15 protein-coding genes are annotated in these 21,644 nt (G+C 71.9%); 8 read left to right on the top strand and 7 right to left on the bottom strand.

The annotated features are described in order from the left end of the window. The first annotated feature begins 76 nt into the window (after window positions 1-76). Window positions 77-865, top strand: a complete 789-nt coding sequence (locus tag D0Z67_RS05250; protein WP_031180004.1) for a ferritin-like domain-containing protein — start codon at window positions 77-79, stop codon at window positions 863-865. 3 nt (window positions 866-868) lie between these two features. On the opposite strand, the gene corA is transcribed toward D0Z67_RS05250, so the two are convergent. Next, on the bottom strand, window positions 869-1,867 hold the full coding sequence (gene corA / locus D0Z67_RS05245) for a magnesium/cobalt transporter CorA (protein ID WP_037774575.1): 999 nt from the start codon (window positions 1,865-1,867) through the stop codon (window positions 869-871). 99 nt (window positions 1,868-1,966) lie between these two features. Between corA and D0Z67_RS05240 the strand changes: the two genes are divergently transcribed. From D0Z67_RS05240 to mshC, 4 genes are all read left to right on the top strand, one after another. After that, window positions 1,967-2,653 (top strand): histidine phosphatase family protein, encoded by a 687-nt coding sequence (locus tag D0Z67_RS05240; protein ID WP_031180006.1) that lies wholly within the window; start codon window positions 1,967-1,969, stop codon window positions 2,651-2,653. A gap of 105 nt (window positions 2,654-2,758) precedes the next feature. Beyond that, window positions 2,759-3,349: a DUF3090 domain-containing protein gene (locus D0Z67_RS05235; protein WP_031180007.1), complete on the top strand. Its 591-nt coding sequence runs from the start codon at window positions 2,759-2,761 to the stop codon at window positions 3,347-3,349. Beyond that, window positions 3,313-4,158 carry an SCO1664 family protein gene (locus tag D0Z67_RS05230; RefSeq protein ID WP_078873106.1) on the top strand — a complete coding sequence of 282 codons (846 nt, stop codon included), beginning with the start codon at window positions 3,313-3,315 and terminating at the stop codon, window positions 4,156-4,158. Before D0Z67_RS05235 ends, D0Z67_RS05230 begins: the two co-directional genes overlap by 37 nt. Window positions 4,159-4,269: 111 nt before the next feature. After that, window positions 4,270-5,499, top strand: coding sequence for a cysteine--1-D-myo-inosityl 2-amino-2-deoxy-alpha-D-glucopyranoside ligase (gene mshC / locus D0Z67_RS05225; RefSeq protein ID WP_031180009.1), 1,230 nt, complete (start codon window positions 4,270-4,272; stop codon window positions 5,497-5,499). A gap of 63 nt (window positions 5,500-5,562) precedes the next feature. On the opposite strand, the gene D0Z67_RS05220 is transcribed toward mshC, so the two are convergent. The 6 genes from D0Z67_RS05220 to D0Z67_RS05195 all read right to left on the bottom strand — a co-directional run bounded on the left by D0Z67_RS05220 (window position 5,563) and on the right by D0Z67_RS05195 (window position 14,894). Continuing rightward, window positions 5,563-6,555 (bottom strand): PAC2 family protein, encoded by a 993-nt coding sequence (locus D0Z67_RS05220; RefSeq protein WP_031180010.1) that lies wholly within the window; start codon window positions 6,553-6,555, stop codon window positions 5,563-5,565. Between the two features lie 94 nt (window positions 6,556-6,649). Continuing rightward, window positions 6,650-9,613, bottom strand: coding sequence for an NACHT domain-containing protein (locus D0Z67_RS05215; RefSeq protein ID WP_078873108.1), 2,964 nt, complete (start codon window positions 9,611-9,613; stop codon window positions 6,650-6,652). A gap of 207 nt (window positions 9,614-9,820) precedes the next feature. Then, window positions 9,821-11,440, bottom strand: a complete 1,620-nt coding sequence (locus D0Z67_RS05210) for a glycerol-3-phosphate dehydrogenase/oxidase (protein ID WP_031180012.1) — start codon at window positions 11,438-11,440, stop codon at window positions 9,821-9,823. 40 nt (window positions 11,441-11,480) lie between these two features. After that, window positions 11,481-13,019, bottom strand: a complete 1,539-nt coding sequence (gene glpK, locus D0Z67_RS05205) for a glycerol kinase GlpK (RefSeq protein ID WP_031180013.1) — start codon at window positions 13,017-13,019, stop codon at window positions 11,481-11,483. A gap of 89 nt (window positions 13,020-13,108) precedes the next feature. Then, the gene (locus D0Z67_RS05200; RefSeq protein ID WP_031180014.1) at window positions 13,109-13,900 is read right to left on the bottom strand and encodes an MIP/aquaporin family protein; all 792 of its coding nucleotides are present in this window, start codon (window positions 13,898-13,900) and stop codon (window positions 13,109-13,111) included. A 229-nt stretch (window positions 13,901-14,129) separates the two neighbouring features. After that, a complete protein-coding gene (locus D0Z67_RS05195) occupies window positions 14,130-14,894 on the bottom strand; it encodes an IclR family transcriptional regulator (RefSeq protein WP_031180015.1) in 765 nt (254 codons plus the stop codon). Window positions 14,895-15,188: 294 nt separating this feature from the next. Here D0Z67_RS05195 and metH point away from each other — a divergent pair, with 294 nt between their 5' ends. The 3 genes from metH (at window position 15,189) to D0Z67_RS05175 (ending at window position 21,588) form a co-directional block, all read left to right on the top strand. After that, window positions 15,189-18,707, top strand: coding sequence for a methionine synthase (gene metH / locus D0Z67_RS05190; RefSeq protein ID WP_031180016.1), 3,519 nt, complete (start codon window positions 15,189-15,191; stop codon window positions 18,705-18,707). 139 nt (window positions 18,708-18,846) lie between these two features. Then, window positions 18,847-19,548 (top strand): HAD family hydrolase, encoded by a 702-nt coding sequence (locus D0Z67_RS05185; RefSeq protein WP_031180017.1) that lies wholly within the window; start codon window positions 18,847-18,849, stop codon window positions 19,546-19,548. 435 nt (window positions 19,549-19,983) lie between these two features. Then, window positions 19,984-21,588 (top strand): ABC transporter substrate-binding protein, encoded by a 1,605-nt coding sequence (locus D0Z67_RS05175; protein WP_031180018.1) that lies wholly within the window; start codon window positions 19,984-19,986, stop codon window positions 21,586-21,588. The last annotated feature ends 56 nt before the right edge of the window (window positions 21,589-21,644 follow it).

Here is a 21,644-nt window from a genome sequence, read left to right as displayed (position 1 = left end):
GGCCTCCTGTTGCGCGCCCCCTTGACCCGCATTTGACTGCTTCTCTGTCGGAGTCGTGTGCAGAGAGGGGCCCGCGATGCTTTCGGCCAAGAGCCTGTTCCAGGAGATCCTCGACGACGACGCGTCCTTCCGGCTCTTCTGCTCCATCGCCGCCGCCGGCGAGTCCCAGGGAGGCTGGGAGAACGGCAGGATCGCCGCCCTGGTCCCCGCGAGCGCGCGCGGGCTGGCCCCCCGGATCGCCCGCCACGGCGCCGACGAGGACAAGCACGGCCGCATCTTCGAGGCCCTGCTGCGCAAGCGCGGCCTGAAGCCCGTCGAGGTCCCGCCCGACACCGACTACACGATGCTCCTCGAACGGCACGGCATCGGCCTCGCCCACGACAAGCTCCGGGCCGACCGGCCGCTGACCGAGGACGACATCGTCACCTACCTCGCGCACAGCCGGGTCACCGAGCAGCGGGCCTCCGAGCAGATGCGGATGCTCCTCAAGCACTTCGGCGGCCACCCGGACGTCGGCCGCGCGGTGCGCATGATCTCCCACGACGAGGACAACCACCTCGCCTACTGCCACGAGGAGCTCCTGCGCCTGGCGTACTCCGGCCACGGCCGGACCATCCAGCGGGTCCTGCGCGAGAGCGCGCTCGCGGAGATCCGGATCTACCGGGACGTCAGCCTCGCCGTCATGGCGCACATGGGCCGGGTCCTCGGCTGGTCCGCCGCGCGGAACACGCTCCTGGCGGCCGGCATCCACGCCGTGTACGCGTGGGAGCGGGCCGTCGGCTGGCGGCGCATGGTCACCCTGGAGATGCCCGAGCGGCGCGACGCCCTCGGCGGACCCGCGCCCCGGGCCACCGAGTTCGCGTGAGCCCTACAGCCAGCCGCGCCGCTTGAAGTTCCGGTACAGCAGCAGCTCCAGCACCACCATCACCGCGACCACCGTGGGGTAGCCCCACACCCAGCGCAGCTCCGGCATGTGCTCGAAGTTCATGCCGTAGACGCCCGCTATCAGCGTCGGGATCGCGGCCATCGCCGCCCAGGACGAGATCTTGCGCATGTCGTCGTTCTGCCGGACACCCATCTGCGCCAGGTGCGCGGAGAGGATGTCGGAGACCAGCCGGTCCAGGCCCTCCACCGACTCGTTGACGCGGGTCAGATGGTCGTTGACGTCCCGGAAGAACGGCCGCGCCGAGGCGTCCACGAAGGGCACCTGGCCGGCGGACTGTCCCATCCCCGCGAGCCGGGTCATCGGCACCGTCAGCGGCTCCGTCGCCCGGCGGAACTCCAGCACCTGCCGCTTGAACAGGTAGATCCTGGACGCGGTGTCCCGCGACCCGGCGTCGGACGGGGAGAACACCTCCGCCTCCAGCTCGTCCAGGTCCGTGCCCAGCTCGGTCGCTACCTCCAGATAGTGGTCCACCGTGGCGTCGGCCACCGCGTACAGCACCGAGGTCGGACCGTGCCGCAGCTTGTCGGGGTCGGCCTCCAGCCGCCGCCGGGTCTCCGGCAGCGGGGAGGACTCGCCGTGCCGGACCGTCACCACGAAGGAGTCGCCGAGGAAGAGCATGACCTCGCCCGTGGTCACGGTGTCGCGCGCCGACTCGTAGAACACCGGCTTCAGCACCACGAACAGCGAGTCGTCGTACGTCTCCAGCTTCGGGCGCTGGTGGGCCTTCAGGGCGTCCTCGACCGCCAGCGGGTGCAGCCCGAAGACCTTGCGCACCTCGTCGAACTCCTCCGCCGTCGGATCGTGCAGCGCGATCCACACGAACGCGTCGTCGGCCGCACGCGCCTCCCGCAGGGCCTTCGCCGGATCGTCGGACGAATCGGTGCGATGCCCGTCGCGGTAGATGGCACAGTCGAAGATCACGGAGTGCATTCTCCCGTCCTCCCGCCCCGGACGCACCCGGGGCCCCATCATTGTGCGCCCCGGATCACCACCCGGCGGCGCCGGTCTACGCTGGGCCGCATGCCCACCCTGATCCTCGTTAGGCACGGCCGTTCCACCGCCAACACCGCGGGACTCCTCGCCGGCTGGACCCCCGGCGTCGCCCTCGACGAACGCGGCACCGAGCAGGCCGCCGCCCTGCCCGGCCGTCTCGACGGCCTGCCGCTGGCCGAGATCGTCGTCAGCCCCCTCCAGCGCTGCCAGGAGACCATGCGGCCGCTGCTGGACGCCCGCCCCGGCCTCACCCCCCGCACCGACGACCGGATCGGGGAGTGCCACTACGGCGACTGGTCGGGCCGCAAACTGGCCGAGCTGAAGGACGAACCCCTCATGGAGGTCGTCCAGACGCACCCGTCCGCCGCCGCCTTCCCCGGCGGCGAGTCCCTGCGCGAGATGCAGACCCGCGCGGTCGCCGCCGTACGCGAGTGGAACGCGCGCGTGGAGGCCGAGCACGGCCCCGACGCCGTGTACCTGATGTGCTCGCACGGCGACATCATCAAGTCGATCGTGGCCGACGCCCTCGGACTCCACCTCGACCTGTTCCAGCGCGTCTCGGTGGAGCCCTGCTCGGTCACCGCGATCCGCTACACCCGGCTGCGGCCCTACCTCGTCCGGCTCGGCGAGACCGGCGACCTCGCCTCACTGGCCCCCCGCGAGACGCCCCCCGACGACGACGCACCGGTCGGGGGTGGTGCGGGCGCACCGTGATCGCCGCCCGCAGTAGGGTGAGGCGGTCGGCCGCACGGTGTGCCCGCACGCCCGTACCGACCGCTTGAACCGCTCGAACGATCCCGAACCCAATGGAGACAGGACGTGTCCCGTCAGGTGTTCCTCTACGACCCGCCGGACCGCTTCGTGGCCGGCACGGTCGGACTGCCCGGACGCCGTACGTTCTTCCTCCAGGCCACCGCGGGCCCGCGGGTGACCAGCGTGGCCCTGGAGAAGGCCCAGGTCGCCGCGCTCGCCGAACGCATGGACGAACTCCTCGACGAGGTCGTGCGGCGCAGCGGCGGCAACGCGGCGGTGCCCGCCGTGGCCCCCGTCGAGATCTCCGACACCGGCCCGCTGGACAGCCCCGTCGAGGAGGAGTTCCGCGTCGGCACCATGGCGCTCGCCTGGGACGGCGAGGAACAGCGCATGGTCGTCGAGGCGCAGGCCCTGGTGGAGCTGGACGCCGAGACCGCCGAGGACCTCGCCGAGGCCGAGGAACGCCTCCTCCAGGACGAGGAGAACGGGCCCCCGATGCTGCGGGTCCGGCTCACCGGCGCGCAGGCCAGGGCCTTCGCCAAGCGCGCCCTGGACGTCGTCAACGCCGGGCGGCCGCCGTGCCCGCTGTGCAGCCTCCCGCTCGACCCGGAAGGACACGTATGTCCGCGCCAGAACGGATACCGCCGGGGAGCGTGAGCGCCGCGGACACGGGAACCGACGCGGACGCCGCCGAACTGCTCGCCCACGGCGAGCTGACCGTACGCGGCCGCATCCGGGACGCCTCCAACGCCGCCCTGTTCTGCACCGTCGCCCTCGACGGCCGGGAGGCGACCTGCGTCTACAAGCCGGTCGCCGGGGAGCGCCCGCTGTGGGACTTCCCCGACGGCACCCTGGCCGGCCGCGAGGTCGCCGCCTACGAGGTGTCCAAGGCCACCGGCTGGGACCTGATCCCGCCGACCGTGCTGCGCGACGGGCCGTACGGCGAGGGCATGTGCCAGCTCTGGATCGAGGTCAGCACCGACGCCGAACTCCTCGCGCTCGCCGAGGGCGAGGAGGCCGGAGACGGCTGGAAGGCCATCGGCCTCGCCGAGGTCGGCGAGGGGCAGACCGCGCTCCTGGTGCACGCCGACGACGACCGGCTGCGCCGCCTCGCCGTCCTGGACGCGGTGATCAACAACGCCGACCGCAAGGGCGGCCACCTCCTGCCCACCGTCGCGGGCCACCTCTACGGCATCGACCACGGAGTCTCCTTCAACGCCGAGAACAAGCTGCGCACCCTGCTGTGGGGCTGGGCCGGCGAAACCCTCACCGAGGACGCCCTGACGGTCCTCGCCTCCCTGCGCGACACCCTCGCCGAGGGCGGCGCCCTGGCCGCGACGCTGGCCCCGCTGCTCACCCCGGCCGAGATCGACGCCACCCGCGCCCGCGTCGCGGACCTCCTCGCCACCGGCCGCCATCCCGAACCCACCGGCGAATGGCCCGCCATCCCCTGGCCCCCGGTCTGACCCGGCGGGCACAGCCGGGCGCCCCGCGCAAGGGCGCCCATCCGGCCATCCGGCCGCCTTGGGCGTGATCCGGTTCGTAGCCCCAGCTCATGGCCGGTTACGCTCATGTACATGCATGCCTGGCCCGCTTCCGAGGTCCCCGCCCTGCCTGGTCAGGGCCGCGACCTGAGGATTCACGACACCGCGACCGACGGTCCGGTCACCCTCGCCCCCGGTCCCGTCGCCCGGATCTACGTCTGCGGCATCACGCCGTACGACGCGACCCACATGGGTCACGCGGCGACCTACAACGCGTTCGACCTCGTCCAGCGCGTGTGGCTCGACACCAAGCGGCAGGTCCACTACGTCCAGAACGTCACCGACGTCGACGACCCGCTGCTGGAGCGCGCGACCCGCGACGGCGTCGACTGGGCCGACCTCGCGGTGCAGGAGACCACCCTGTTCCGCGAGGACATGACCGCCCTGCGGATGCTCCCGCCGCAGCACTACATAGGCGCCGTCGAGGCCATACCCGGCATCGTCCCGCTCGTGGAGCGCCTGCGGGAACTGGGCGCGGCCTACGACCTGGACGGGGACGTCTACTTCTCCGTCGACGCCGACCCGCACTTCGGCCAGGTCTCCCGCCTGGACGCCGCCGCCATGCGCGTGCTCTCCGCCGAACGCGGCGGCGACCCGGACCGGCCCGGCAAGAAGAACCCGCTCGACCCGATGCTGTGGCTCGCGGCCCGCGAGGGCGAGCCGAGCTGGGACGGCGGCACGCTCGGCCGGGGCCGCCCCGGCTGGCACATCGAGTGCGTCGCCATCGCCCTGGACCACCTGGGCATGACCTTCGACGTCCAGGGCGGCGGCTCCGACCTCGCCTTCCCGCACCACGAGATGGGCGCCTCCCACGCCCAGGTGCTCACCGGCGAGTTCCCCATGGCCAAGGCGTACGTACATGCCGGCATGGTCGGCCTCGACGGCGAGAAGATGTCCAAGTCGAAGGGCAACCTCGTCTTCGTCTCCGCGCTGCGCCGCGACGGCGTCGACCCGGCCGCCATCCGGCTCGCCCTGCACTCCCACCACTACCGCTCCGACTGGGAGTGGACCGACCAGGTGCTCCAGGACGCCGTGGACCGCCTCGGCCGCTGGCGCGCCGCCGTCTCCCGCCCGGACGGCCCGTCGGCCGACGCGCTGGTGGAGGAGGTCCGCGAGGCCCTGGCGAACGACCTCGACGCGCCCGCCGCGCTCGCGGCCGTGGACCGCTGGGCGGCCCGCCAGGAGGCCGAGGGCGGCACCGACATCGGCGCCCCCGGCCTGGTCAGCCGCACCGTGGACGCGCTGCTCGGCGTGGCCCTCTGAGCTGACACAAGGGCTGACCCAAGAAAGTGGGGCGGTATCCGGCCGGGTACCGCCCCACTTCGTTCAGTCCTCCGAGCCCTCCGGCTCGTCGCCCTCCGCCGCGCCCGGCGCCTCCGGCTTCGGGGGCTTGGGCGGGCGGGTACGGCCGCTCGGCGCGTCCCGCCGGTACGGCCCGCCGTCCGAGCCGTCCGCCGTGGCGTGGCCGCCCGGCCCGCCGACGTCCCGGCGCCGCAGATACCGCTCGAACTCCCGCGCGATGGCCTCGCCGGACGCCTCGGGCAGTTCGGCGGTGTCGCGGGCCTCCTCCAGCGTCTGCACGTACTCCGCGACCTCGCTGTCCTCAGCCGCCAGCTGGTCCACGCCCGTCTGCCAGGCACGCGCGTCCTCGGGCAGCTCGCCCTGCGGCAGCCGCAGGTCCAGCAGGTCCTCCAGCCGGTTCAGCAGCGCCAGCGTGGCCTTGGGGTTGGGCGGCTGGGAGACGTAGTGAGGCACCGCGGCCCACAGCGACACCGCGGGCACCCCGGCGTGCGTGCACGCCTCCTGGAGCACCCCGACGATGCCCGTCGGGCCCTCGTACTTGGTCTCCTCCAGGTTCATCCGGCGCGCCAGGTCACCGTCCGAGGTGACCCCGCTGACCGGGACCGGACGCGTGTGCGGGGTGTCGCCGAGCAGCGCGCCCAGGATCACCACCAGCTCCACGCCCAGCTCATGGGCGAAGCCCAGCAGTTCGTTGCAGAACGAGCGCCAGCGCATCGACGGCTCGATGCCGCGCACCAGCACCAGGTCACGGGGCTTGTCCCCGCCGACGCGGACCACCGACAGCCGGGTCGTCGGCCAGGTGATCTTGCGTACGCCGCCTTCCATGAAGACCGTGGGGCGGTTCACCTGGAAGTCGTAGTAGTCCTCGGCGTCCAGCGCCGCGAACACCTCGCCCTTCCACTCGCGTTCCAGATGCGCGACCGCCGTGGAGGCGGCGTCACCGGCATCGTTCCAGCCCTCGAACGCGGCCACCATGACTGGGTCGATCAGCTCGGGAACACCCTCCAGCTCGATCACCCAGTGCCTCCTTCCGACGTGCTCTCGCCTGACCACCCAACCTTACGGCGTCCGACAGGAGCCTCAGCAGCCCCCTCACAAGGGGCTGAACGGATCACTGCCCCGAACCCCGGCCCGGAACACCCCGCAGCGGAGCCTGCTCCCAGGCGCCGTCCACCGGACCGCCCTGTCCCCGCACCTCCGCCCCGCCGCCCGCCAGATGGGACTGGAGCCGCAGGTGCCGGAACTCGAAGCACGCGCCCGACCTGCGCAGCACACCCCGCCGGTGGGCGTCCTCCAGGAACGCCATCAGCCGCCACGGCAGCCGTCCGGTCGCCGCCAGCCACACCCGCGCCACCGCGAACCGCCCCCACGCGCTCAGCGCCAGCGCCGCGGCCCCCAGCGGCAGCCACAGCCGGGTCCCGACATGCGCCAGCCCGCCCCAGTCGCCGGGCAGCACCATCACCGGCACACACACCAGCGCCACCAGCAGAGCCACCACCCCGGCCCGGGTGAACGACGCCGTCCGGTCCGTACGCAGCGACGAACCGGGGCCGGTCGCCCGCATGATGTCCGACGGCACGCTCAGCGCCCGGTACACCCCGCACACGCAGCCGCCCACCAGCCCGATCAGCACCCCGCTCGCCACGAACGGCGGCAGACAGCGGACCAGCAGCCCGGTGGCCGGGCCCTGGGTGAGCCAGCCACGGGCTTCCTCGGGCAGCACCGAGCGCAGATTCGCCGGGTACGCCTCGGCCGCGCCCCCGGCGAGGGCCAGCCGCACCACCACGACCCCGTCCCGCGACTCGAACGCCGTCCGCCGGGAGATGAAGGGGCGGCACCTACGGTCCTTCAGCAGCGGGATCGTGCAGTCGGGCGGCTCCGCGTCGCCGGGGTAGGCGATGGGGCGGGCGCCTTCGCCCGGGATCAGCATCCTGCCGCGCACCGGGCGCGTGGTGACCGCCGTACGGACCCCGTCCCGCGACGCGAACCGCCAGCCGTCGATGCGCCGGCCCGCGAGGTCCTCCACGCCGGCCGACTTCAGCACGGTCACCCCGACCGCGGCCAGTCCGGCGGTCGTGCAGGCGGTGATGCCGATCAGCAGGGCGGCCGCGGTGCCGCGTACGGCGCCCGCCGCGAATCGCTGGCCGACCCGGCCCGCGCGGCCCGGATGGGGGCCGTCCTGCCGGTGGGTGCCGCTCACCAGCAGCGCCGTGCCCGCCGCCATGCAGGTGGTGCCGATCAGCGCGGTCCAGGGGTCGCGCGAGGAGTCCAGCAGCACCGAGCCCGCCGAACCCGCGCCGCCCAGCAGCAGGGCCGCGCCCAGCACCCGGGCGACCGCCCGGCCCGCCGCACCGCTCCACGGCAGGCTCAGCGGCGCCGGGCGCCGGGGGAGGCCCGCGATGCCGAAGAACAGGGTGAACAGCAGCGAGAACAGACACCCGCCGAGCAGGTCCGGCATCCAGCCGTCGGTCAGCGTGCCGTACCGGAAGCCGAACCGGAGGTCGTCGGTGCAGGCGAACGCCGCCCACAGCAGCCCGCTCACCAGCGCGGTCAGCAGCGTCTGCCGCAGGATGAACCGTCTGCCCGGCAGGCCCCCGTCACGCGGCAGCAGACAGGCGGCGCCGAAGGCGAACCCGAGGGTCTGGCCGAACAGCGTGGCACCCACCGAGACCACGTCCTCCGTCCCGGCCAGCCCGCTCACCACCCGCGCCACCATCACCGGCAGCACCAGCAGGGCCTGCACCGCCAGCGCCAGCAGCCCCGGCGTGTACACCCGGAGCGCGGCCGGCAGCATCGACTCCAGCTCCCACCAGGCCAGCCGCCCGGTGTCGCGGTGCTGCAACGCCCGCGCCAGCACGGTGAGCCTGCGCTCCGCGTCCGAGGCGGCACCGGGCCCGGAACCGGCGAACGCGGCCGGTACGAACGCCCCGAGCAGATGCTCCTCGACCGAGGCCACCGTCGGGAAGCGCTTGACGTCCAGCAGCTCCGAGGGGTCGCCGGAGGTGTCGCCGTAGACCGCGCGGGCCAGCGAGACCATCAGGGGAGTGGTGAGCGCCCGCGCCGGGGCCGACCCGGGCCGCTCGCGCAGCTCCCGCAGGACCGGCGTCCACACCGTGGCCCGCTCCCCGTCCTCCGTCGCCAGCGGCCGGGCGGTGCGTTCCAGGTGGGCGGCGGCCTGCTCCAGGTCCAGCGGGAGCAGCTCGACCACCTCGGCGGCGGTGAGCACGTCCCCCTCGGCCACCGCCGTCGCCCACGCCTCCTTCCGGCTGGTCAGCAGCAGCGGCAGGTCGTCGTCCAGCTCGGCGTTGACCCGCCGTACGGCCTCCGCGCGGCCGGGGCGGGCCAGCTCGTCGAAGCCGTCCAGCACCGGCATGACCAGCCCCGAGTCCAGCAGGGCGCGGGCGAGCGTGCGCCGGCCGTCGGGGGCGGCCAGCGGGGGATAGTCGGCGGCCAGCCGCCCGGCGAGCCAGTCGCGCAGCGGGGTGCGCCAGGGGTCCCAGCCGGCCAGCGGGACGATCACCGGCACCGGCCCGCCCGGCGCCCGTACGGCGAGCCGGCCGAGGACGAAGCGCAGCGCCAGCACGCTCTTGCCGGAGCCCGGACCGCCCAGCACCACCACCCGGCGGCCGGGCGGCACCGGGAAGTCGTCGGGGGCGTGCTCCACCGCCGCGTCGCGCGGGGCGGGCAGCGGCCGGTCGCGGCGGACGTTCTCCGGATGGTCCGCCAGCCGCCGGTCGGCCGGGGCCCAGCGCACCTCGATCGGCATCGGGTCCCGCAGCCGCCGGAACCGTGCCTCCGCCGCCCACTGGTCCCGGACCACCTCGGCCAGCGCGTCCGCCGCCCGGCACCGGTCCTCGGCCGCCGAGCGCAGCGGCGGGTCGGCGTCGCCGCGCAGGATGTCCGCCACCAGGGCCACCACCGACACGAACGCGCCGATCGCCGAGATCAGGACGCCCGCGACCGCCGCGTCCAGCCACCAGAACCGCAGAACCGCCGTGAGCGCGACGAGCGCGACACCGCACGCGCCGAGGCCGAGCCGCCGCCGCGCCCGTGCCGTGTGCCAACCGCCTCGCATATGACCGCTCCCCGCACCTGGGCCTCGCCCCGCTCCTGCTGTCGGAAAGATCCGTTTTAGCCGTAGACAGGGTGGTAAACGCCCACTTTGAAACACGTTCGAGGGAGCGCGCGGAAGTATTCGGGGGCGGATGGAGGCGCGGACACGCGCGAGGGGCGGTCCCGCCACCGCGGAACCGCCCCTGAGCACGCCTGTCGCGGCCTGCCGTCACCGCTTCTTGTCGAGCACCTCACGCACCTGCGCGCGTACCTCGTCCGTGGCCAGGCCGCGGATGGTGAGGGTGGTACGGCGGCGCAGCACGTCGTCCTCCGTCTCGGCCCACTCGTGGTCGCGGGCCCAGACGACCTGCGCCCAGATCTCCGGCGCGTCGGGGTGGACCCGCTCGGCCAGCTCCGGGTGCTCGTTGGCCAGGCGGGCGATGTCGAAGGCCAGCGAGCCGTAGTGGGTCGCCAGGTGGCGGGCGGTGTCGGCGCCCATGCGGGGGCCGGGCGCCGGGTGGTCCACCAGCAGCCGGTGCTCGACCGCGCGCGGGTTGGCGACACCGGGCAGCGGCAGCCGCTTGGGCAGCTCCGACACCGGCTCGAAGTCGTCGCCGAGCGGCCGGCCCGGCAGCTCCTCCAGCTTCTTCAGCACGGTCCGGCCGATGTGCCGGAAGGTGGTCCACTTGCCGCCCGCCACCGAGAGCATCCCGCCCGGACCCTCGGTGACCACGGTCTCCCGCTTGGCCTTCGCGGTGTCACCGGGCCCGCCCGGCAGCACCCGCAGCCCGGCGAACGAGTAGGTGATCAGGTCCCGCTGGAGCTGCTGGTCCCGGACGGAGAACGCGGCCTCGTCCAGGATCTGGGATATGTCCGACTCGGTGACGGACACGTCCGCCGGGTCGCCCTCGTACACCTCGTCGGTGGTGCCGAGCAGCAGCATGTCCTCCCAGGGCAGGGCGAACGTGATGCGGTACTTGTCGATCGGGGTGGCCAGCGCCGCCTTCCAGGGGGCGGTGCGCTTCAGGACCAGGTGCGCGCCCTTGGACAGACGGATCGAGGGCGCCGCGTGCGGGTCCTCCATCCGGCGCAGGTGGTCCACCCAGGGGCCGGTCGCGTTCAGCACCAGGCGGGCGTCGACGCCGAACTCCTCTCCGGTGAGCCGGTCCTTCAGCTCGGCGCCGGTGACCCGGCCGCGCGTGGTGCGCAGCCCGGTGACCGCGGCGTGGTTCAGCACGACCGCGCCCGCGTCGACGGCCGCGCGGACTGTCATCAGCGCCATGCGGGCGTCGTTCATCTGGTCGTCGCCGTACACGGCCACGGCCTTGAGGTTGTCGGTGCGCAGCTCGGGCACGTCCTGCGCGGCCTTGGCGGGGGAGAGCAGATGTCCCACGCCGTCGCCGAAGGCGGAGAGCGCGGAGTAGGCGAAGACGCCCGCGCCGAGCTTGGCCGCGCTGTGCGGACCGCCCTTGTACACCGGGAGGTAGAAGGTGAGCGGGTTCGCCAGGTGGGGGGCCACCTGGCGGGAGACCGCGCGCCGTTCGAAGTGGTTCTCCGCGACCAGCTTCACCGCGCCGGTCTGGAGGTAGCGCAGGCCGCCGTGCAGCAGCTTGGAGGAGGCGGAGGAGGTGGCGCCGGCGAAGTCGCCGGCGTCGACCAGCGCCACCCTGAGCCCGGACTGCGCGGCGTGCCAGGCGGTGGAGATGCCCAGGATGCCGCCGCCGATCACTAGGAGGTCGTACGACGCCCGTGCGAGCTGCTCCCGGGTCTCGGCGCGGCTCGGGTTGGAGCCGGAGGCCGGGTGCGTGCCCAGGGCAGGTACGGACTGCAGGGTGGTGGGACTGGTCATGTCGGGTACTTCACTCCTCGTCGGAGCTCGACCTGGCGGGTCAGCTCTCGTCCTCGAGCCAGCCCATGGTCCGCTCGACGGCCTTGAGCCAGCTCTTGTACTCACGGTCGCGGGTCTCCGCGTCCATGCGGGGGGTCCACTCGGCGGCCCGGCGCCAGTTGGCGCGCAGTTCGTCGGTGCCGGTCCAGAAGCCGACGGCGAGACCGGCGGCGTAGGCGGCGCCGAGACAGGTGGTCTCGGCGACCATCGGGCGGACCACGGGGGCGTCGAGCACGTCCGCGAGCTGCTGCATCAGCAGGTTGTTCGCGGTCATGCCGCCGTCCACCTTGAGCGTGGTCAGCTCGACCCCGGAGTCCTTCGTCATGGCGTCCGCGATCTCCCGCGTCTGCCAGGCGGTGGCCTCCAGGACGGCGCGCGCGAGGTGCGCCTTGGTCACGTACCGGGTCAGTCCGGCGATCACACCGCGCGCGTCGGAACGCCAGTGCGGGGCGAACAGGCCGGAGAAGGCCGGTACGAAGTAGGCGCCGCCGTTGTCCTCGACCGAGAGGGCGAGGGTCTCGATCTCGGCGGCGGTGGAGATGAGGCCCATCTGGTCGCGCATCCACTGCACCAGCGAGCCGGTGACGGCGATGGAACCTTCCAGGGCGTACACCGTCGGCTTGTCGCCGATCTTGTAGCCGACGGTGGTGAGCAGGCCGGCGTAGGAGTTGATGATCTTCTCGCCGGTGTTCATCACCATGAAGGTGCCGGTGCCGTAGGTCGACTTGGTCTCGCCCTCGGAGAAGCAGGTCTGGCCGAACAGGGCCGCCTGCTGGTCGCCGAGCGCGGAGGCGACGGGGATGCCGCCGAGCAGCTCGCCGAGGGTGCCGCCGGTGACGTCGCCGTAGACCTCGGCGGAGGAGCGGATCTCGGGGAGCATCTGCTCCGGCACGCCGATGGACTCGCAGATCTTCGGGTCCCACTGCATGGTGTGCAGGTTCATCAGCATGGTGCGCGAGGCGTTGGTGACGTCGGTGACGTGCTTGCCGCCGTCGACACCGCCGGTCAGGTTCCAGATGACCCAGCTGTCCATGGTGCCGAAGAGGATGTCCCCGTTCTCGGCGCGCTCGCGCAGGCCCTCCACGTTGTCCAGCAGCCAGCGGGCCTTGGGTCCGGCGAAGTAGGACGCCAGCGGCAGACCGGTCTCGCGGCGGAAGCGGTCCTGCCCGACGTTGCGGCCCAGCTCGCGGCAGAGCGCGTCGGTACGGGTGTCCTGCCAGACGATGGCGTTGTGGACCGGCTCACCGGTGTTCTTGTCCCACAGCACGGTCGTCTCGCGCTGGTTGGTGATGCCGATGGCCTTGATGTCGTCCCGCGTGATGTTCGCCTTGGCGATCGCGGAGGCGACGACCTCCTGGACATTCGTCCAGATCTCGTTGGCGTCGTGTTCGACCCAGCCCGGCTTGGGGAAGATCTGCTCGTGCTCCTTCTGGTCGACGGAGACGATGCGGCCGTCCTTGTCGAAGACGATGCAGCGCGAGGAGGTCGTGCCCTGGTCGATCGCCGCGATGAAGGGGCCTGCGGTGTGGGCGTCGGTCACTGTGTGCTCCTGGGAGATCCGAGGTGAGGGTGGCGGTGTGTACGGCGCTTACTCGAATGATCGGTGCTTTTCGCGCAAATCGTTACTCATCAAGCAAAAGCGACGTTGTAGATGCCCGCAGCGATCGCGCCGCCGATCAGTGGACCGACCACCGGCACCCAGGCGTAGGACCAGTCGGAGCCGCCCTTGTTGGGCAGCGGCAGCAGCGCGTGCACGATGCGCGGTCCCAGGTCGCGCGCCGGGTTGATCGCGTACCCCGTCGGACCGCCGAGCGACAGACCGATCGCCACGACCACCAGGGCCGTGATCAGCGCGCCCACCGGGCCCAGGCCGTTGCCCTCGTTGTTCAGACCCTGCGTGAGGATCGCCAGCACCAGCACGATCGTGCCGATGATCTCCGTCAGAAGGTTCTGCACCGCGTTCCGGATCTCCGGACCGGTGGAGAAGATGCCCAGTACCGGGCCCGCGGCCGCCTCCTCTGCCTCGACCGCCTTGACCGTGTCCTGCGCGCCGGGCCCGCCGACGATCTCCCGGTCGGTCACGTGGGCGCGGAACTGGCCCATGTAGGCCACCCAGACCAGCGTTGCGCCGATCATCGCGCCCAGCAACTGGCCGCCCCAGTAGACGGGCAGCGTGCCGTAGTCGTGGTCCTTGATCGCCAGCGCGAGGGTGACGGCCGGATTGAGGTGCGCGCCGGAGAGGGGCGCCGAGGTGTAGACGGCCGTCAGGACGGCGAAGCCCCACCCGAAGGCGATGGCCAGCCATCCGGCGCCGCGCGCCTTGGAGGCCTTCAGTGTCACGGCGGCACACACACCACCGCCGAGCAGGATGAGTACGGCGGTACCTATGGTCTCGCCGATGAAGATGTCGGAGCTGGACACCCGCGACTCCTTTGTCATTGGTCCAGGGAAACCCGGCCCTTGGCGCTGTCCCACCCTAACGCGTAATACCGATAGGTGTTCGACAATGCCGACCGATGGACGGGAGTCTTGCTTTCGGCCCGCGCAGGCGTCAAGGGTTCCGGGGGCGAAAAAAAGCACAGAAGGCAGGATCGTTACGGACGGGGGCACAGCAGACCCGGCCACAGGGCAGGAGTGGGCAGGGGTGTGCTCAGAAGCGGGCGGCGCCCAGGTCGCGGGAGACCGCTCGGGCGCAGTCCCGCACCGCCGCGACCAGCTCCGGACGCGGCTCGCCGTCCCGGCACAGCCGCTCCACCGCGCCGGCGATCCCCACCGCGCCCACCGGCATCCGGCGCCGGTCGTGGATCGGCGCGGCGATCGACGCCACGCCCTCCCAGGTCTCCTCCAGGTCGGCCGCGTACCCGCGTGCCCGGGTGAGGTCCAGGACGTGCTCGAACTCCTCCGGCGCGCACACCGTACGGTCGGTGAACGCCTTGCGGGAGGAGTCCAGCGCCTCGCTGTGGGCGACCGGGTCGTAGGCCGAGAGGACCTTGCCGAGCGCGGTGGAGTGCAGGGGCTGCATCGCCCCGATCTCCAGCACCTGACGGCTGTCGTCCGGGCGGAAGACGTGGTGCACGATCAGCACGCCCTGCTGGTGCAGCACGCCCAGGTAGACGCTCTCCCCGCTGGAGCGGGCCAGGTCGTCGGTCCACACAAGGGCCCGCGCCCGCAGCTCGTGCACGTCCAGGTAGGTGGTGCCCAGGCGCAGCAGCTCCGCGCCCAGCTGGTAGCGGCCCGACGCCTCGTCCTGCTCCACGAAGCCCTCGTGCTGGAGGGTGCGCAGGATGCCGTGCGCGGTGCCCTTGGCCAGGTCGAGCGACGAGGCGATGTCGGAGAGACCGAGCCGCCGCTCGCCGCCCGCGAGCAGGCGCAGCATCGCGGCCGCCCGTTCGAGCGACTGGATGTTCCGTGCCATCGCCGTCCTGCCTCCGTCCGCATCGGCCACCGCCGAGCCATCCCACACGCGTTCGGCATTGCCGAACACTACCGTTCCATGCCGATCTCCCGCCAACGAGCGGGGCCGCGCCAGGACACCCGTCGGGTTCCGGCCACCGCACCCACCGGCCGGACTCCGCCATCCGCGTCCGTGTCGTGGACGCCTGTGCCCATCCAAGCCCACGGGCGGTTACCCTGGCGCCGTGCCCCACGCCCGGTCCCGGCCGGAGCGGGCGCATAGCCGACAGCCGTCGCACTCAAGGGAGCCCCTTTCATGGCCTCGTCGCCGACGTCCCCTTCCGCCGACAGCCGGACCCGTGCGTCCGCGCTCCGTGAGGCACTCGCCACCCGTGTGGTGGTCGCCGACGGAGCCATGGGCACCATGCTCCAGGCCCAGGAACCCACGCTCGACGACTTCCAGCAGCTCGAGGGCTGCAACGAGATCCTCAACCTCACCCGGCCCGACATCGTGCGCTCCGTGCACGAGGAGTACTTCGCGGTCGGCGTCGACTGCGTCGAGACCAACACCTTCGGCGCCAACCACTCCGCGCTCGGCGAGTACGACATCCCCGAGCGCGTCCACGAACTCTCCGAGGCGGGCGCCCGCGTCGCCCGCGAGGTCGCCGACGAGTTCACCGCCCGCGACGGCCGCCCCCGCTGGGTGCTCGGCTCCATGGGCCCCGGCACCAAGCTGCCCACCCTCGGCCACGCCCCGTACACCACCCTGCGCGACGCCTATCAGCGCAACGCCGAGGGACTGGTCGCCGGCGGCGCCGACGCGCTGCTGATCGAGACGACCCAGGACCTCCTCCAGACCAAGGCCGCCGTCCTCGGCGCCCGGCGGGGCCTGGACGCCCTCGGCATCGACCTGCCGGTCATCGTCTCGGTGACCGTCGAGACCACCGGCACCATGCTGCTCGGCTCCGAGATCGGCGCCGCGCTCACCGCGCTGGAACCCCTCGGCATCGACATGATCGGCCTGAACTGCGCCACCGGCCCGGCCGAGATGAGCGAGCACCTGCGCCACCTCGCCCGCAACGCCCGCATCCCGCTGGCCTGCATGCCCAACGCCGGCCTCCCCGTCCTCGGCAAGGACGGCGCGCACTACCCGCTCACCGCCCCCGAGCTGGCCGACGCTCAGGAGACCTTCGTCCACGAGTACGGCCTCTCGCTGGTCGGCGGCTGCTGCGGCACCACCCCCGAGCACCTGCGCCAGGTCGTCGAGCGGGTCCGCGACCTCACCCCCTCCGAGCGCCGGCCCCGGCCCGAGGCGGGCGCCGCCTCGCTCTACCAGTCGGTGCCGTTCCGCCAGGACACCGCCTACCTCGCCATCGGCGAGCGCACCAACGCCAACGGCTCCAAGAAGTTCCGCGAGGCCATGCTCGAGGCCCGCTGGGACGACTGCGTGGAGCTGGCCCGCGAGCAGATCCGCGAGGGCGCGCACATGCTCGACCTGTGCGTGGACTACGTCGGCCGCGACGGCGTCACCGACATGGCCGAACTCGCCGGCCGCCTCGCCACCGCCTCCACCCTGCCGATCGTGCTCGACTCCACCGAGGTCGACGTCATCCAGGCCGGCCTGGAGAAGCTCGGCGGCCGCGCGGTGATCAACTCGGTGAACTACGAGGACGGCGACGGCCCCGACTCCCGCTTCGCCAAGGTCACCCGGCTCGCCCGCGAGCACGGCGCCGCCCTTATCGCGCTCACCATCGACGAGGAGGGCCAGGCCCGCACTCCCGAGAAGAAGGTCGAGATCGCCGAACGGCTCATCGACGACCTCACCGGGAACTGGGGCATCCGCGAGGAGGACATCCTCATCGACACCCTGACCTTCACCATCTGCACCGGTCAGGAGGAGTCCCGCGGGGACGGCATCGCCACCATCGAGGCCATCCGCGAACTCAAGCGGCGCCACCCGGACGTCCAGACCACACTCGGCCTGTCCAACATCTCCTTCGGCCTCAACCCGGCCGCCCGCATCCTGCTGAACTCCGTCTTCCTCGACGAATGCGTCAAGGCGGGCCTGGACTCGGCCATCGTGCACGCCTCCAAGATCCTGCCCATCGCCCGCTTCAGCGAGGAGGAGGTGCAGACCGCCCTCGACCTCATCCACGACCGCCGCGCCGAGGGCTACGACCCGCTGCAGAAGCTGATGGCGCTCTTCGAGGGCGCCACCGCCAAGTCCCTGCGGGCCGGCAAGGCCGAGGAACTGGCCGCGCTGCCCCTCGACGAGCGCCTCAAGCGCCGCATCATCGACGGCGAGCGCAACGGCCTGGAGGCCGACCTGGACGAGGCCCTCCAGGACCGTCCCGCCCTCGACATCGTCAACGACACCCTGCTCGACGGCATGAAGACCGTCGGTGAACTCTTCGGCTCCGGCCAGATGCAGCTTCCCTTCGTGCTCCAGTCCGCCGAGGTCATGAAGACGGCCGTCGCGCACCTGGAACCGCACATGGAGAAGTCCGACGCCGACGGCAAGGGCACCATCGTGCTGGCCACCGTGCGCGGCGACGTCCACGACATCGGCAAGAACCTCGTCGACATCATCCTGTCCAACAACGGCTACAACGTCGTCAACCTCGGCATCAAGCAGCCCGTCTCCGCGATCCTGGAAGCCGCCGAGGAGCACCGCGCCGACGTCATCGGCATGTCCGGCCTCCTGGTCAAGTCCACGGTGATCATGAAGGAGAACCTGGAGGAGCTGAACCAGCGCGGCCTGGCCGCCGACTACCCGGTGATCCTGGGCGGCGCCGCCCTCACCCGCGCCTACGTCGAGCAGGACCTCCACGAGATCTACGAGGGCGAGGTCCGCTACGCCCGCGACGCCTTCGAGGGCCTGCGCCTGATGGACGCCCTCATCGGCGTCAAGCGCGGCCTGCCCGGCGCCCAGCTCCCCGAGCTGAAGCAGCGCCGGGTCCGCGCCACCCCCGCCGCCGACCTCCCCGAGGAGAAGCCGGAGGAGGGCCACGTCCGCTCCGACGTGCGCACCGACAACCCGGTGCCCGCCCCGCCGTTCTGGGGCACCCGCGTCGTCAAGGGCATCCAGCTCAAGGAGTACGCGTCCTGGCTGGACGAGGGCGCCCTCTTCAAGGGCCAGTGGGGCCTGAAGCAGGCCCGCACCGGCGACGGCCCCTCCTACGAGGAACTGGCCGAGACCGAGGGCCGCCCCCGGCTGCGCGGGCTGCTCGACCGGCTCCAGACGGAGAACCTGCTGGAGGCCGCCGTCGTGCACGGCTACTTCCCCTGCGTCTCCAAGGACGACGACCTGATCATCCTCGACGAGGACGGCAACGAACGCACCCGCTTCACCTTCCCCCGCCAGCGCCGGGGCCGCCGGCTCTGCCTCGCGGACTACTTCCGCCCGGAGGAGTCCGGCGAGCGGGACGTGGTCGGCCTCCAGGTCGTCACCGTCGGCTCCCGCATCGGCGAGGAGACCGCCAAGCTCTTCGAGGCCAACGCCTACCGGGACTACCTCGAACTGCACGGCCTCTCCGTCCAGTTGGCCGAGGCGCTGGCCGAGTACTGGCACGCCCGGGTCCGCGTCGAACTCGGCTTCGCCGGGGAGGACCCCGCCGACATCGAGGACATGTTCGCCCTGAAGTACCGGGGCGCCCGCTTCTCCCTCGGCTACGGCGCCTGCCCCGACCTGGAGGACCGCGCCAAGATCGCGGACCTGCTCCAGCCGGAGCGGATCGGTGTCCACCTCTCCGAGGAGTTCCAGCTCCACCCCGAGCAGTCCACCGACGCCATCGTCATCCACCACCCCGAGGCCAAGTACTTCAACGCCCGCTGACCGCGTCGACCGGGCCGGTCGGGGGACACGCGCACACAACAGGCGTTTCGCGCGCCAGCGACGTATGCTGGTCGGTCCACCGCAGGCCGGTTCCCGTGACGGGAACCGGCCTGATCGTCCCTCAAGGAGGTGCGCCCGGATGACCAGCACGGTCCCCGCGCTCGGAACCCGTACGGCCGAAGGCTCAGCCCTTCAAGCGGTCCTCCTCGACATGGACGGCACCCTGGTGGACACCGAGGGATTCTGGTGGGACGTCGAGGTCGAGGTCTTCGCCGCCCTCGGCCACACCCTCGACGACTCCTGGCGGCACGTCGTCGTCGGCGGCCCCATGACCCGCAGCGCCGGCTTCCTCATCGAGGCCACCGGCGCCGCCATCACCCTCGCCGAACTCTCCGTCCTGCTCAACGACGGCTTCGAGGCCCGCATCGGCAGCCACCTCCCGCTGATGCCCGGCGCCGCCCGGCTGCTCGCCGAACTCCACGAGCACGACATCCCGACCGCCCTGGTCTCCGCCTCCCACCGGCGCATCATCGACCGGGTGCTGACCGCGCTCGGCCCGCACCACTTCAACCTCTCCATCGGCGGCGACGAGGTCTCCCGCACCAAGCCCCACCCCGACCCCTATCTGCTGGCCGCCGCCGGACTCGGCGCCGACCCGGCCCGCTGCGCCGTCATCGAGGACACCGCCACCGGGGTCGCCGCCGCCGAGGCCGCCGGCTGCCATGTGGTCGCCGTCCCCTCCATCGCCCCCATCGTCCCGGCCGAACGGCGCACCGTCGTACCCTCGCTGGAACAGGTCGACCTGTCTTTTCTGCGCGGGCTGATGACGCTCGCGCACTAGGCGTTCACCCAGCGTGCGAAAACAATGCTGACCAGGGGCGCAATTCAACGGAGTTGCGCCCCGGCGGAAATTCCCCGGCCGCCGAACCGGCTGAATTCCGGTATCCCGGACCGCAGTTGACACTGTGACGTTCGCCACTCGAACCGGTCTCGACAACGCTGCCCGCGTGTGCAGAAAACGGCGCCGAACAGCCCGTCCACGCGCCCATGTGTCCCGATTGATGGACCGTTGTACGAATCCTGCCGCTGTCGGTTTTTCGGTGCGTCCACACCCGGTTTCACTGCGTGATGAGCCCTCAACTCAAGGGACCGCGAAGCGCCCTGCGGGTGCGGACTAATGTCATCGCGACAACATCGCAGCAACCCCCGTGATCCACCGCGCCCATCCGAAGCTCGCCGGGTTCACGGAATCGAACAGCTCTGGAGAACGTCCCGCATGAACCGCAAGACTCTGGTGCTGCCGGCAGTGGCCGGCCTGCTCACGCCGGTTCTCGCCGCGTGCGGCGGAACCGACAGTGGGGCCAAGAACGGCGACCCCATCGTCGTCGGCACCACGGACCGGTTCACGGCCACGAGCGACGCCCCCGCGCCCCTCGACCCCGCCTACGCCTACGACGTCGGCACCTGGAACATCCTGCGTCAGACCGTGCAGACGCTGATGACCCAGCCCAAGGGCGAGGGCAGCCCCGTCCCGGAGGCCGCCGAGAGCTGCGGGTTCACCGACACCGGCAACGAGCGCTACGCCTGCAAGCTGCGCAGCGGCCTGAAGTTCGCCTCCGGCGACCCGGTCACCGCCGCCGATGTGAAGTTCTCCATCGACCGCGCCATCAAGCTCCAGGCCGACAGCGGTGTCGCCGCCCTGCTCAACACCGTCGACACCGTCGAGACGCAGGGCGACCGCGAGGTCATCTTCCACCTGAAGACGGCCGACGCCACGTTCCCCTTCAAGCTGTCCACCCCGGTCGCGGGCATCGTCAACCCCAAGATCTACTCCAAGGGCAAGCTGCGTGACGGCTTCGAGGTCGACGGCTCCGGCCCGTACACCTTCAAGGCCCAGGTCAAGGGCGACGCCATGGTCAGCGCCACGTTCACCAAGAACCCCTCGTACAAGGGCAGTTCGGAACTGAACAACGACAAGGTGGAGATCCGCTCCTTCGACGACGCCGACGCGATGGGCGCCGCCCTGGACCGCGGCGACATCGACGTGATGAGCCGCACCATGTCGCCGAGCCAGATCCAGAAGCTCGACGGCGGCTCCGACGCCAACGCCGACCTCGTCGACATGCCGGGTCTCGAGATCCGCTACCTCGCCTTCAACACCAACGCCCAGACGGTCAAGGACAAGGCCGTCCGCCAGGCCATGGCCCAGCTCATCAACCGCGGCGAACTGGTCTCCAAGGTCTACGGCACCCAGGCCGAGCCGCTGTACTCCCTGGTGCCCGCCACCCTGACCGGCCACTCCAACTCGTTCTTCAACAAGTACGGCGACCCCAGCGCCGCCAAGGCCAAGCTGCTGCTCGCCAAGGCCGGCGTCACCGGCCCGGTCAAGCTGACCCTGCACTACACCACCGACCACTACGGCTCCGCCACCAAGCAGGAGTTCGAGGTCCTGCAGAAGCAGCTCAACGACAGCGGCCTGTTCGACGTCACCATCCAGGGCCACCCCTGGGCCCAGTTCCGCCCCGCGGAGCAGAAGGGCCAGTACGACGTCTACGGCATGGGCTGGTTCCCCGACTTCCCCGACGCCGACAACTTCCTGGCGCCGTTCCTCGACAAGGACAACTTCCTCGGCTCGCCGTACTCCAACACGGCGATCCAGCGGACGCTGATCCCCGAGTCCCGCCGCGTGGCCGACCGCCTCGACGCCGCCAAGGACCTCACCGACATCCAGGACACCGTCGCCGAGGACGTCCCCGTGCTGCCGCTCTGGCAGGGCAAGCAGTACGTCGCCGCACGGGACGACATCACGGGCACCTCGTACGCCCTGAACTCGTCGTCGACGCTTCAGCTGTGGGAGCTCGGCCGTGGTGTGAGCGGCTGACGTCTCCCGTACCCGGAGCCGCGACGGCGGCTCCGGGCCACGACCGACGACAAGGG

It is taken from the genome of Streptomyces seoulensis (genome assembly GCF_004328625.1).
GTDB lineage: Bacteria > Actinomycetota > Actinomycetes > Streptomycetales > Streptomycetaceae > Streptomyces > Streptomyces seoulensis.
Note: the sequence above shows the minus strand (reverse complement) of the source record. Positions and strands in the feature narration are given on the sequence as shown.